Consider the following 13071-nt stretch of genomic DNA (forward strand, 5'->3'; position numbering starts at 1 on the left):
AGTTTCGACTTATATCCGTCAGGAATGAGAGCGAAGGAGGATGTATGAACAACAATGAACGTCCGGTAGATGATAACTCGACTGTATCAATCTCGGACAATCCAAAATTGTCTAGTGAGGAGACAAAACAAGTTAAACCGAAAAAGAAGGGCATCACTATTCGCGAATTGACCATTATCGGTCTGTTAGCGGGTATCACAATAGCATTAGGCCTTTCCGGTTATGGAATTGTTCCGTTGGGACCTCTTAATGTGACGACATTACACGTTCCAACTTTGATCGGGGCCCTTGTGGAAGGACCGAAGGTCGGTGCTTTTGTGGGACTTATTTTCGGCTGCTATAGTTTGTGGCAGAATATTACGGCCCCGAATATCTTATCTCCGTTATTTTTTAACCCTATTGTTTCCGTATTGCCTCGTGTTATTTTCCCCGTATTGGCATATTTGGTATATCTTCTGTTATGGAAGGCCCCTCAAGGTCCGCGTATCATCGTCGCTGCATTTATGGGAACCGTGTTCCATACGATTATGGTAATGGGCTTGATTTTCCTACTATATGCGGATATGTTTGCTTTCAAGATGAATCTTAGTCCGGATCAAGTACTCGGAACCATTGTGGTTTTATCAGTTACGCATGGTATTCCTGAGGCAATCTTTGCGGGTGTTATTGTAACACCTGTTGCATTGGCGCTACGTAAGATGTTGCGCAAGGATGCACCTAAAAAAGTAAAAGCTGATGATGTGAGTACTGAGGCCGCTGTACAAGAAAACATAACAAAATAGTATTTTACAGGTTTTTTATAAATATGGTAGAATAAATATCATCTGATAAGTACTGAGGAGGAGAATCATGTCTAAACGTATTCGTACAATCAACACTGAATCTTTGCAGAAAACCGCTAAAACCGGCGGTTGCGGAGAATGTCAAACATCTTGCCAATCCGCTTGCAAAACAAGCTGCACGGTAGGCAATCAAGTTTGTAAACAAAAATAATGAGAAGGCTCGCATAGCGGGCCTTTTTCTTTTGCTTATGTTTGAAATACATAGCTGCTATGGTATATCTTTATGACTATTTTTATAGCTTTACCGTAGAAATATGGTACAATTATCTAGAAAGTTCTATATAGATTAGCACTTTCCCATACATAAAATTTGGAGGTACCATGTTAGAATTACAACCAATGATCCATAAGTTTCGGATGAAGGGGAATTATTACTGTCTAGACGTAAACAGCGGTATTATTCACGTTATCGACGAACTCATCGATCGAGTTCTTGACATATATAATGGCACTAACCGGGATGCGGTGCATGCGGCGATGGATAGCCAAGAGGATGCAACGGAGCTCGACGAAATTATGGACGAGTTAGATGAACTGATTGCGAACGAACAGTTATTTGCGCCTATGAGCAAGGAATTTAAACTTGTAGTAGGTGAAAAACCTATTGTAAAGGCTTTATGTCTCAATATTGCGCATGATTGCAACTTGGCATGTAAATATTGTTTTGCCAGTCAAGGTGATTACGGTGGCGTAAAACGTGAGTTAATGAGTTTTGATGTGGCAAAGCGCGCCGTTGACTTTCTCATTAAAATGAGCGGGTCTCGTCAACATTGTGAAATCGACTTCTTTGGCGGTGAACCTTTGTTGAATTGGGATGTAGTGAGACAAACCGTTGAATACATTGAATCCGTTCAAAAACAGCACAATAAGATTTTCAAGCTCACATTGACTACAAACGGGATGCTTTTAACACAGGATAAAATTGACTATGTGAACGAACATAAGATGAGTCTCGTTTTATCGTTGGACGGTCGTGAGTCCGTACATAATGCAATGCGCCCTGTAGCCGGTAGCGGTGCGGAGTCTTACAAGTTTATCGCGAAGAATCTCGTCAACGCCGTAAAACAACGTCATGGTCTTGAGTATTATGTGCGTGGCACATATACGCATAAAAATCTCGACTTTACCAAGGATGTAATGGCCATGTCCGATTTAGGGTTTGAACATTTATCTATGGAGCCTGTAGTCGGAGAGGACGGGGATTACGTATTGCGTGAAGAGGACTGGCCGGCTCTTGAGGCGGAATATGAAAAGTTAGCGGATCTTTATTTGCAGCGTCAACTGGACGGCTGGGGTGAAAAGTTTAATTTCTTCCATTTCCGTATGGACCTGTACCGTGGTCCATGCATGGCGAAACGTTTACGAGGTTGTGGTGCGGGTCATGAATATATGGCTGTTGTACCGAATGGAGATATTTATCCATGTCATCAATTTGTCGGCAAGGATGGCTATGTATTGGGCAATGTATTTGATGGATTGCAAAATACTGAGATTCCTAAGGCCTTCCGTAATACGCATGTATTTTCTAAACCTACATGTGCGGAATGCTGGGCTAAATTCTTCTGCTCAGGCGGATGTCATGCGAATAATATTACGTTAGGCGGAGATTTGGAAACCCCTTATGAATTTGGTTGCCGATTGCAGAAAAAACGTATTGAGTGTGCTATCATGATTCAAGCTGAATTAGAACAGGCGGGCATTGATGGCAGTATTCCTGTTGCACTAGGTTAATCTTACATATGACTGGGGATGTTCCATCCATAGTAGAGGTGTTTGTATGAAAAAAGATACTAATCATAGTCAAACTATGGAGCGTTGGGGGATTCGCTATACCGGTATTGTTCAAGGGGTCGGATTCCGACCCCTTGTTTCTATGTGGGCCCATTCCTTACAGTTGAGCGGATTTGTATATAATGACAGTCACGGTGTATATGTGGAAATTCAGGGGGCGACGGCAGATTTGCAGTCTTTTGTGGATGCTATTGATCAACATAAACCGCGACTATGCCGGATTACTAATTTTGTCATTACAAAATTACCTCTTATATACGAATCTATGGAGTTTGAGGTACGTCAATCACCATTAGGTGATCCGGGCACAACCTTTATCAGTGCCGATACTTCACCTTGCGAGAACTGTCTCAGGGAACTGCATAGTGATCCTCGACGCATACAGTATCCTTTTATTAACTGTACTGATTGCGGGCCGCGATATTCTATTATCGAGTCTTTACCGTATGATCGGGAAAGGACTACGATGAAAGAATTTCCTATGTGTCCCGATTGTTTGACTGAATATAATGATATTGAGGGGCGCCGCTATCATGCTGAGCCTAATGCATGTATAAAATGCGGACCTGTCTATACTTTATATACACCGAATCATATGGAGGTGGATACTGCTCATATATGGGATGATGTGCGTGCTCTTATTGCGTCCGGAAAGATTATAGCGTTGAAGGGTGTTGGCGGTTATCATCTTGTATGCGATGCGACGAATGATGAAGCGGTGCAGCGTTTGCGTATGCGTAAACAGCGTCCCCATAAGCCGTTGGCCGTAATGGCTAGCTCCATAGAAACAGCCATGAAGCTGGTTCACATGAATGAAATGGAGAAATCCGTTCTGACCGGAATGGAACGTCCCATTGTGTTATTGAATCGTAAATCTAATAGCGCCATACATTTGAGTGAACATGTGGCGCCGCAAAATCACCTGCTGGGGGTTATGCTGCCTTATGCACCTGTTCATAAGGTGCTGGTACCATCTGATGCCGTATGGGTGATGACCAGTGGAAATCGAAGCGGAGATTCCGTTTTATATGAAGATGAGGCTGCTTTCAGAGAACTCCAAAATGTAGCGGATTATTTTCTGGTTCACAATCGTCAAATCTATGCTCCTTTGGATGATTCCGTCGTATCCGTCATCGGCGAGAAGCTCCAGTTTATCCGTCGTAGTCGAGGCTATGTGCCTGAACCGATCCATTGTGAAAATTTAGGTGCTTTCAATTTACTGGCTATGGGCAGCGATCTTAAAAATGCATTCGCTGTAAATAAGGGTGAAAGTATTCTTTTGGGGCCTCATATAGGTGATCTGGAACGGGCTTCGACTCATGAAACCTTGGAATGGACGATTGCGCGATATGAAAATTTGTTCTCTACACGGCCGGAAGCGGTCATTATTGACTCTCATCCACAGTTTTTTTCATCTCAATTAGGGCGTCATATTGGTGAAACCCGTCATATTCCTGTTATTTCCGTACAGCATCACCATAGTCACATAGCCTCTGTTATGGCGGAGTATAATTTAACCGATGTCGTACTGGGAATTGCCATGGACGGAACCGGGTACGGCCCGGATGGAACCGTTTGGGGCGGAGAATTTCTCCTCTGTAACGGAGCGGATTATCAACGGCTGGCTCACATTAATACCGTGCCTTTGCCCGGCGGCGAAAAAGCGGTATCTGAACCGTGGCGTCAAGCCTTATGGTATATACGTCAGTATTACGGTGACAATGTGCCTTCAGTTTATGCTGAATGGATAGAGCAGTTGCCGACAGGATGGAGGATTCTTGATAAGGCGATGCATTCTATGACCATGATACAATCCTCCAGCTGCGGACGACTTTTTGATGCGGTAGGGGCTCTGTTAGGATTGGGGTTGGTACATACGTATGATGCGCAGATCGCTATTGCTTTGGAATCCTTTTGCGGTGATGAAAAAGGGTCCGTTCTTGATTTTGCTTACGATGGAGAGGTCCTGGACTTCACTCCGACTGTACAGGCTGTTATGGACGGAGTAGTGCGTGGTGAACGTCGTGCCTATTTAGCTGCATCCTTTCATAAAACCGTAGCTATCGGCATCTGTGAAGTGGCGGCGGATATAATGGAGCGTTATGGTTTGTATAATGCGGCGATTGCGGGCGGAGTCTTTCAAAATCGTCGACTCATGCATGAAATACATCGTGCCTGGCATGTAGGCAATCTATATATGAATAAATCCGTACCTGCAAATGATGGTGGCTTGGCTGTGGGTCAGTTATGGATCGGGGCTCATGTATTGAAAAAATAATGATTTTATATGTGATACAATATTCTTAGCTGTTGTATATGACATGTTTTATAAGTGTTTGAATATTCATAATAATAAGTGATGATAAATGATACAATGAGGAGGTATTATGTGCTTAGCCGTACCGGCACAGCTTGTTGCCGTAAATGATACCATCGGTACCGTTGAATTAACGGGGGCTACACGGGATTGCAGTCTTCTGCTCGTACCTGATGCGAAGGTAGGAGACTGGCTTTTGGTACATGCGGGATTTGCTGTACAGATTGTTGATGAAGAAGAGGCACAAGCAACATTAGATGCCTTTAAGGAGTTAGAGGAACTTGAAGAAGCTTACTTTGCAGGAAAAGAAGCACACAGCTGATGCATTATTGAAACGCATTAATGCACTTCATAAGCCGGGCGAAGTCGTCAGACTCATGGAGGTGTGCGGAACACATACGGTATCGATTTTCCGAGAAGGCCTTCGTCAGTTGTTGCCCGAAGGTATTGAGCTTGTAAGCGGTCCGGGATGTCCAGTATGTGTAACTGATCAGATTTATATGGATAAGGCTTTAGCCTATGCGGAGCGGGATGATATTATCATCGCTACCTTCGGGGATATGCTGAAGGTGCCCGGCAGCTATAGCAATCTTAGCGAGGCTCAAACAAAGGGCGCTCATATTCATGTTATCTATACGCCTTTAGAAGTGTTGGAGTTGAGTAAGCGCCATCCGGATAAGAAAATCGTGTTTTTAGCGATCGGGTTCGAAACGACTATTGCCGTTATCGGGGCGACCGTAAAAGCGGTTCATGCGGCAGGGATTAAAAATGTATTTTTCCTCGTATCTCATAAATTAGTTCCCCCGGCATTACGAGCTTTATTGGATCGACAGGAAGGCCGTATTGACGGCTTTATTTTGCCGGGGCATGTAAGCGTTATTATCGGGGAGGAACCGTATCGATTCCTGCCTGAAGAATATCATATTCCATCATGTATCGCCGGTTTTGATGGCGTAGAAATTCTTTCGGCTATAGTCAATATCCTGGAACAGCGCAGCTCAGGGAAGTTCATGGTAGGTAATACATATCATTCGGTTGTGATGGAGCAGGGAAATCCCGTAGCACAAGCTATGATGCGCGAAGTATATGATGTTTGTGATGATACATGGCGCGGTATCGGAATAATTTCACACTCCGGTTTAGCTTTAAAGGGCGAGTATACTGCATATGATGCGGAATTAGCCATACCGACAGTGTTGGAAAAACCGTCACTTGACCCGAAAGGATGTCAGTGTGGTCGCGTTTTACAAGGTTTGATTAAGCCGAGTGAATGTCCTTTGTTCGGTAAAAGCTGTACTGCCGATCATCCGGTGGGGGCGTGTATGGTATCTGTGGAAGGTAGTTGTGCCGCCTGGTATAAATATGGATTTTCCAGTGGCGGATTAACTTGGGAGGATTAGTATGGAACGTGTACGTTTAGTCCACGGTAATGGCGGGCGGTTCAGTCACGAATTGACGGAACGATTTATTTTAAAATACTTTAAAAGCAATCTGTTAGCGCCTTTACATGATGGGGCACAATTTCCGGTCTCATCTGGACGGATGGCTTTTTCGACGGACTCCTATGTTGTACAGCCCCTATTTTTCCCGGGCGGTAATATCGGGAAATTAGCCGTATGCGGTACTGTTAACGACCTTGCTATGAACGGTGCTGTTCCTCAATATTTAAGCTGTGGTCTTATTCTGGAGGAAGGACTGCCATTCGATGAATTAGATCAGATTCTGCGGACCATGGCGGAGATGGCGGATCTTGCGAATGTTCAAATCGTAACAGGGGATACAAAGGTCGTTAAAAAGGGCGAGGTAGATAAAATTTATATTAATACGGCAGGTGTCGGCATGATTCCCGAGCATGTTGATATTGGTCCTCATCGAGTTCAACCGAATATGGACATTATTTTATCCGGGGCTATAGGGGACCACTCCATCGCCGTTATGGGACAGCGATTTGGCCTGGAGCTATCCGAATCGGTGAAAACGGACTGCGCGCCTCTCAATCATATGGTACACGCCGTACTGCAGGAAGCAGGTCCTTCTGTGGCATTGCTTCGGGACCCTACACGGGGGGGACTCGGTACGGTTTTGAAAGAAATTGCGGATCAAAGCGGTGTTGGTATTAAGGTTGATGAATCTGCGTTACCGATTCACGATGAAGTTCGGTCCGTATGCGATATCTTAGGATATGATCCGTTATATTTGGCCAATGAAGGTAAAGCTGTTTTCTTAGTTGAGCCGGTGGTGACAGAGCGAGTTCTTGATATTCTTCATACATTTGAAGAGGGAAAAGAAGCGGTACTCATCGGTAAAACATTGGATAAAAATATCGGGAAAGTAGGCCTGCAGACCTCCATCGGCGGTGTGCGACTGGTGGATCTTCTTGGAGAAGATCAAGTGCCTCGCATTTGCTAGTTCTGTAGTTCCGCTTAATCATTCAGGAAATGCATTTTGTTCAGATCTGATTGACTATATGGGCGCCATAGCTTCATATATTTAGTGGAATTGTCACAAAATTCAATTGCGTAAAATTCACAATGCGTTCATCCAAATTTTATATATTTTGATTATCTTTAAGTGTAAGTTATATACTTTCACTAGAATCTATGTATAGAATTTGTTAAAATATAAGTATCTATTAGGAGGCTTATTATGAAAAAGAAAATTATCACTGCCGTTCTAGGTATTTGTTTAACTACGACCGCATTTGGGGGTATCTTGACGACTCAAGCCGGTGGCCTTAGCAGTATTCTTGGCGGCGCTGCTAAAATTGGTGGTATCGGTATTGTTATTAACAAGTTCGGTCCACAAATTGACTCTTTCTTAAATAAACTATTGAAACAGAATAATTTGAGTACGGAATATACAACTAAGGTTGTACCGATTATCAGTATCGGTACAAAAGGGTATATCGGCGGTGCTCAAGTTACAGGTCCTGCATCCAGCGTTGAACAGGTTAAAGCTGTTGCACAAGTTGAAGGCAGTTTCAACGGTATGGTTCGTGTAAAGGGCTTAGTACCTGTTGACAGCACAAACCCTGTTGGCGCATCTCGTGTTCAAGGTGTAGGCGTATCGGCAATTATTGATTTGAAAATTTAATGGTGGCTGAGCTCATTATTAGTTAGACTCAGGGGATAAGCACGGTCTTAGGCCCGTGCTTATTCTGTTGTATAACAAGCATAACTGTTTGGAAATTTGTGGAGGATTATATGAAGAAGCAAGTACTTACACTTTTAATGGCATCCTTGATTTCAGGAACTGCCTTTGCTGCTCCAGGTACGGTAACGGAAAAGACTAATGTATTGGAAACGACTGTGTATGGTTCTGTTCAGGAGGGTGCCGTAGTAGACCGTATCAATCAACTTGATGAAACCGTGTATGGTACTGGCTCTAACGGTAACTCTGCAACATTGAGCAAGCGCGTCGATTCCTTATATGACTCCGTTGAGGGTAGCGGTAGAAATATTTCGTTGCGCGAAGAAATGGATGCTTTGGAGTATACGTATCAAAATGGCATTACTGCAGGTTCCCTCGTGGATCGTGTAGAAAAAATGGAGCGCAGTGTTAACGGCCGTATCGGTAGTGGAGCACTTCAAAAACGCATTATCTCTTTGAAGACAAAGGTTTATGGCAGCAATGTAGCGTTGACTAATCAAGTCGGTACATTAGCAAGCAATCATGTATTCAAAGTTACTTTAAATGATGCGGTTTCTTCTAAAACAAGTCAGCAAGGCGATACCGTTTCCTTTACAGTTGCGGAAAATGTAATGGATGGAAATGTATTACTCGTTCCGGCCGGAACCGTTGGGACAGGTACGATTACATCGTTGAAGAAGGCGCGTTCCTTCGGTCGCAATGGAGATCTTGATATTACGTTTGATACAGTTCCTGCTATTGATGGTACGGAATTTACCGCGGTACAAGGTGAGGAAGCGAAGAAGAAAACCCGTAGTGAAATCAAAGCGGCCGGTGCTTCCGTGGCCGGTGCCGTTTTGTTGGGGCCTGTAGGTCTTGTGGGCGGTGCTTTCATTAAAGGTAAAAATATTGACTATCCTGCAGGATCGACCATATATGTACAACCACAGGATTCCGTTACAATTCAAGGCTTAGTTATCGGTGGGGACGGATTGGCTCATAGCGATAATGAATTGGCCGATGCTGTAACTGTGGCTAATACGACAGATGAAAGCAATGATTCCGTAGATAATATGAATGATGAAGCGGTATCGACAGATACGGTTGATACAACAGCTACAGAACCGGCAGATGTTGAAGAGTCTGATGATGGCGCAGAAAATGTTTCTCAACCGATTGTTGTAGTTAAACGTAATCAGTAATTACTTGTATAAGAGGAGTTCCAGTAACCATGAGGAAAAGTAAAGTACAGTGGCTGGCTGCTGCATGCTTAGTGTGTTTGGCACAGCCTGTATGGGCCGCTACGGATTCGACCCCGGTCTATCAAGATACATTGGATAGTGAGGGCCAGTCTTATTCCGGTGAGCTAGCAAAGGCATCCACACCTGAAAACAGTAATATCCGTGTTGTACGTCGTGGTGAAAAAGCAAAATCTACTGAGCCTAGTGAGCAGTTGCCGACTCGCATCGATGCTAATAAAATGGCTTATACCGGCTCGACCGGTGATGTTTATGCTGAGGGTGACGTAGTGGTGACTCAAGGTAATCAAACATTGTTATCTCCACGTATTGAAGGGAATACGAAGACTACGGAATATCGTACCGTAGGTGGTTATCGATATTTAGAGGATAACGGTAAGACTAAGGATATTACGGGTCAAAATATGACATATCGCACCAAGGATCGCCATTTTACGGCTGACCAGGCGATGGGCTGGAATGATCCATATTATGTGAAGGGTTCAAATGCCACATTTGATGGTCAAGAAGGCCATATGGAAAAAGGCATGGTTACGACGAAACATGCGATGGCATTTAAACATGCACCAGATTATCGCGTCGAGGGGGAAGATATTAAGGTTTATCCCGGTGATAAAGTAGTCATTAAAAATCCGACCTTTTATATTAAAAACTTCAAAGTTTTTTCATTGCCATCATATACAAAGTCTTTACGTCATGATAAAGAAGGTAAATTCAGTATATTCTCTTTGGTTCCAAAACCTACTTACAGCAGTGATGATGGCTTTGGCCTTCATGGTAATACGGATTATCCAATCGGTAAAAACGGCGAGGTATATATTGATTACCGATGGTATACAAAGGCGGGCTTTAAACCGCAGGTCGGGTATCGTCATTACTTGCCTTGGGGAACCGCATCCATAGGATATAGTAAGGAATCCAATGAATATAATGATGAAACCGTATGGGTTGAAAAAATCGGTGAGGCGCGTATCGATACTCATAGTTATCATATTGGCAAATCTCCTATTACCGTTCGAGGCGGTGCTAATGCCGGTTATTGGAAGGAAGGTTCTGTGAAGGGCTCTCATAAAGAGTATTATGCAGAGGTATCACATGACCCGATTAAGTTGTGGTCCGGCGCGGATCTTCGATTCCTCGGCGGGTATCAACGAGATTACTACGGTTATGATAAATCTATTCGCAGCATGCCGTACTGGGGTGCCCGATTCAATACCAAGATTGGGAATCGCATGCAGGCATGGGTATCTTATAACCAGCGAAATATTACTTATAATAACTCTCCATATCGCTTCGATACGACGGAGTTGCCTAAGGAATTAATCTATGGTGCAAGTTATAAGTTAACGCGACTTGATGACGTTTCCGTCAGTGTGAAAAATAATATCATGAGTGGTGAAGTCGATTCCATATATTATACATGGCATCATGATTTGCATTCCTTTGATTTATATTTGACATATAAAGATGCTCAGAAGAGTAATAATAACCAATGGAAGATTAAATTTGTAGGTAAGGATTTTTAATTAGGAGAGAATTATGCAACGCATTAGAAAGGCTGTTATCCCCGCCGCAGGGTTCGGTACGCGGTTCTTGCCGGCTACGAAGGCTCAACCGAAGGAAATGTTACCGATTGTAGACACTCCGGCTATCCAGTATATCGTGAAAGAAGCTTTAGATTCCGGTATCGAAGAGATTTTAATTATCACGGGGCGCAATAAGCGTGCTATTGAAGATCACTTCGATAGCAGTGTTGAATTAGAGTATTTGCTTCAGATGCAGGGAAAGAATAAACAACTTGCAATGATTAAGGATTTAGCGGATATTAAAGTCCATTTTATCCGTCAAAAAGCACCACGTGGATTAGGGGATGCCGTTTTATGTGCGAAAGCATTTATCGGAGATGAACCTTTTGCGGTGCTCCTAGGCGATGATATCGTTTACAATCCTGAAAATCCATGCCTAAAGCAACTTATTGATTGTTATGATGAACATCCCGGTATTATCTTAGGGGCTCAATTCGTGCCGGAAGATAAGGTCAGCGCTTATGGTATCGTAGACGGTGAACCCTTAGCGGATAATTTATATCGCGTGGATACTTTGGTAGAAAAGCCTAGTCGCGAAAAGGCCCCGTCTACATTGGCAGTACTGGGACGTTATATTTTAACTCCGGATATTTTCTCCATCTTGGAAAATACTAAACCCGGCGTGGGTAATGAGGTTCAGTTAACTGATGCATTAGCTGCATCAAAGACGGATACATATGCTCTTGCATATGAAGGAATCCGTTATGATACGGGTGATAAATTAGGTTACTTGAAAGCAACTGTTGAATATGCGTTGCGCAACGAAGAGTTGGGAGATGCATTCAAGGCGTATCTGAAAGAATTAAAATTTTAATCCTCTGTTATAGTAGTTGGACCGATTACTGTCATGTATACTATAAGCAGAAAAGAACCTATGGAGGTGTGTGCAGTGCAACTCCATAGGTTCTTTTATTGTAAACAAAATCTGATAAAGAAAAGTTGACTAATAAAATGATGTTGATTATAATCAATTTATTGGATTAATAAAGGACTGTGATTATATGAGATCATTATTATCGCTTCTGACATATGATAATACAATGAAACTTCCTACTAATTGTGTGATTACAAAGGTTTATTTTGATTTAAACGGTAGTGAGCAGGTTCATTGTGACGTTGTTAAATCAGATGAAAAATATATAACAGTATGCCTGTCAAATCATGTGGGACGTTTACAAGTGGAATTGTTACAGTTGACGCGTCCATTAACAATTCGTCAGCAGTCAAGAACCGATGACGGTTCTTTCACGGTGTCCTTTTCTAAAGAAAGTATTATCCAATTTGTGACAGAGGTACGAGATGTCAATAAAATACATCGAGAGCCTCCTTATATTGTTCCTGGGTTGCTCATATTGGAATCTCTTTGGAATCATTATAAAGAAAATAAGGGTGTAACCGGACTGGAAGTAAAGTATCGTTCGCCCATGATTGCTGATGACAGAGCTCGTATTGTTGTTCAACCTAATGGTTATTCAGAAGGGCTCGTAGATGATATTGTACTTTTTAAATTTCGTGTTCATCATGAATATAATAGTGTATGTATAGATTGAGGTATTTTAAATGGAAACAAGACGTTTGACAAAAATGGCATTATTAACGGCCTTATTATGCATTTCAGCATATATTTCATTTCCACTACCATTTAGTCCGGCTATGGTGACGGCATTGACCTTAGTGGCTACATTAATCGGTTTACTGTTGCAACCTAAAGATGCACTTATAGTATTTATTGTTTATGTACTACTGGGAACCGTAGGTTTGCCGGTATTTGTAGGGGGCACGGGAGGATTCGGAAAATTATTTGGACCTACCGGAGGGTTTATATTTTCTTGGCCTGTAGCATATACATTATTGAGTGTATATAAAGGTAATAAAAGAAGCTTTACTTCCTATGCATGGCGTTCCATTGTTATAACGATTCCTATCGTCTATCTTTTCGGTGTTACCGGTTATATGCTAGTAACGAATACCGATTTATGGGCAGCACTGGTAGCTGTAATGTTCCCGTTTATTCCCGGGGATATCTTCAAATGTCTGGTCGCGTCATGGTTGGCGACAAAGGTTAAAATCTAAAGTGTATGAGGGGCATCCTTTGGGATGCCTCTTTTATGCTATATACTTGGTGATATAGAATATTTATTTATATA

13 protein-coding genes are annotated in these 13071 nt (G+C 42.7%); all 13 read left to right on the forward strand.

The features are described 5' to 3' along the window. The first annotated feature begins 44 nt into the window (after positions 1-44). The 13 genes from HMPREF1521_RS00330 (at position 45) to HMPREF1521_RS00385 (ending at position 12997) form a co-directional block, all read left to right on the forward strand. Complete coding sequence (locus HMPREF1521_RS00330) at positions 45-782, forward strand: ECF transporter S component (RefSeq protein ID WP_051435724.1); 738 nt, start codon at positions 45-47, stop codon at positions 780-782. Between the two features lie 67 nt (positions 783-849). Continuing rightward, positions 850-993, forward strand: coding sequence for a six-cysteine ranthipeptide SCIFF (gene scfA, locus HMPREF1521_RS08855; RefSeq protein ID WP_009353042.1), 144 nt, complete (start codon positions 850-852; stop codon positions 991-993). A gap of 170 nt (positions 994-1163) precedes the next feature. Next, positions 1164-2573: a thioether cross-link-forming SCIFF peptide maturase gene (gene scfB, locus HMPREF1521_RS00335; RefSeq protein WP_038114458.1), complete on the forward strand. Its 1410-nt coding sequence runs from the start codon at positions 1164-1166 to the stop codon at positions 2571-2573. Positions 2574-2619: 46 nt separating this feature from the next. Further along, entirely contained in the window at positions 2620-4911 is a 2292-nt protein-coding gene (hypF, locus tag HMPREF1521_RS00340; protein WP_038114460.1) for a carbamoyltransferase HypF, read from the forward strand. A 109-nt stretch (positions 4912-5020) separates the two neighbouring features. Next, entirely contained in the window at positions 5021-5272 is a 252-nt protein-coding gene (locus tag HMPREF1521_RS00345) for a HypC/HybG/HupF family hydrogenase formation chaperone (RefSeq protein WP_038114462.1), read from the forward strand. Then, positions 5232-6350: a hydrogenase formation protein HypD gene (gene hypD, locus HMPREF1521_RS00350; RefSeq protein ID WP_038114464.1), complete on the forward strand. Its 1119-nt coding sequence runs from the start codon at positions 5232-5234 to the stop codon at positions 6348-6350. Before HMPREF1521_RS00345 ends, hypD begins: the two co-directional genes overlap by 41 nt. A 1-nt stretch (position 6351) precedes the next feature. Beyond that, positions 6352-7359: a hydrogenase expression/formation protein HypE gene (gene hypE, locus HMPREF1521_RS00355; protein WP_038114466.1), complete on the forward strand. Its 1008-nt coding sequence runs from the start codon at positions 6352-6354 to the stop codon at positions 7357-7359. Between the two features lie 237 nt (positions 7360-7596). Further along, entirely contained in the window at positions 7597-8043 is a 447-nt protein-coding gene (locus HMPREF1521_RS00360; protein ID WP_038114468.1) for a hypothetical protein, read from the forward strand. Between the two features lie 110 nt (positions 8044-8153). Then, the gene (locus tag HMPREF1521_RS00365) at positions 8154-9281 is read left to right on the forward strand and encodes a hypothetical protein (protein WP_038114470.1); all 1128 of its coding nucleotides are present in this window, start codon (positions 8154-8156) and stop codon (positions 9279-9281) included. A gap of 29 nt (positions 9282-9310) precedes the next feature. Next, positions 9311-10864, forward strand: a complete 1554-nt coding sequence (locus tag HMPREF1521_RS00370; RefSeq protein WP_038114472.1) for an LptA/OstA family protein — start codon at positions 9311-9313, stop codon at positions 10862-10864. A gap of 13 nt (positions 10865-10877) precedes the next feature. Further along, the gene (gene galU / locus HMPREF1521_RS00375; RefSeq protein ID WP_038114474.1) at positions 10878-11738 is read left to right on the forward strand and encodes a UTP--glucose-1-phosphate uridylyltransferase GalU; all 861 of its coding nucleotides are present in this window, start codon (positions 10878-10880) and stop codon (positions 11736-11738) included. 187 nt (positions 11739-11925) lie between these two features. Next, positions 11926-12474, forward strand: a complete 549-nt coding sequence (locus tag HMPREF1521_RS00380) for a hypothetical protein (protein WP_038114475.1) — start codon at positions 11926-11928, stop codon at positions 12472-12474. 10 nt (positions 12475-12484) lie between these two features. Next, positions 12485-12997: a biotin transporter BioY gene (locus HMPREF1521_RS00385; RefSeq protein WP_038114477.1), complete on the forward strand. Its 513-nt coding sequence runs from the start codon at positions 12485-12487 to the stop codon at positions 12995-12997. Positions 12998-13071 lie beyond the last annotated feature (74 nt).

The organism is Veillonella sp. AS16 (assembly GCF_000517785.1).
GTDB classification, from domain to species: domain Bacteria; phylum Bacillota; class Negativicutes; order Veillonellales; family Veillonellaceae; genus Veillonella; species Veillonella denticariosi.

Coding starts and splice junctions, on each gene's coding strand:
- HMPREF1521_RS00365 (WP_038114470.1), top strand. CDS start 8,154: ATGAAGAAGCAAGTACTTACACTTTTAATGGCATCCTTGATTTCAGGA.
- HMPREF1521_RS00370 (WP_038114472.1), top strand. CDS start 9,311: ATGAGGAAAAGTAAAGTACAGTGGCTGGCTGCTGCATGCTTAGTGTGT.
- hypE (WP_038114466.1), top strand. CDS start 6,352: ATGGAACGTGTACGTTTAGTCCACGGTAATGGCGGGCGGTTCAGTCAC.
- HMPREF1521_RS00380 (WP_038114475.1), top strand. CDS start 11,926: ATGAGATCATTATTATCGCTTCTGACATATGATAATACAATGAAACTT.
- hypF (WP_038114460.1), top strand. CDS start 2,620: ATGAAAAAAGATACTAATCATAGTCAAACTATGGAGCGTTGGGGGATT.
- HMPREF1521_RS00345 (WP_038114462.1), top strand. CDS start 5,021: ATGTGCTTAGCCGTACCGGCACAGCTTGTTGCCGTAAATGATACCATC.
- scfA (WP_009353042.1), top strand. CDS start 850: ATGTCTAAACGTATTCGTACAATCAACACTGAATCTTTGCAGAAAACC.
- HMPREF1521_RS00360 (WP_038114468.1), top strand. CDS start 7,597: ATGAAAAAGAAAATTATCACTGCCGTTCTAGGTATTTGTTTAACTACG.
- galU (WP_038114474.1), top strand. CDS start 10,878: ATGCAACGCATTAGAAAGGCTGTTATCCCCGCCGCAGGGTTCGGTACG.
- scfB (WP_038114458.1), top strand. CDS start 1,164: ATGTTAGAATTACAACCAATGATCCATAAGTTTCGGATGAAGGGGAAT.
- HMPREF1521_RS00385 (WP_038114477.1), top strand. CDS start 12,485: ATGGAAACAAGACGTTTGACAAAAATGGCATTATTAACGGCCTTATTA.
- HMPREF1521_RS00330 (WP_051435724.1), top strand. CDS start 45: ATGAACAACAATGAACGTCCGGTAGATGATAACTCGACTGTATCAATC.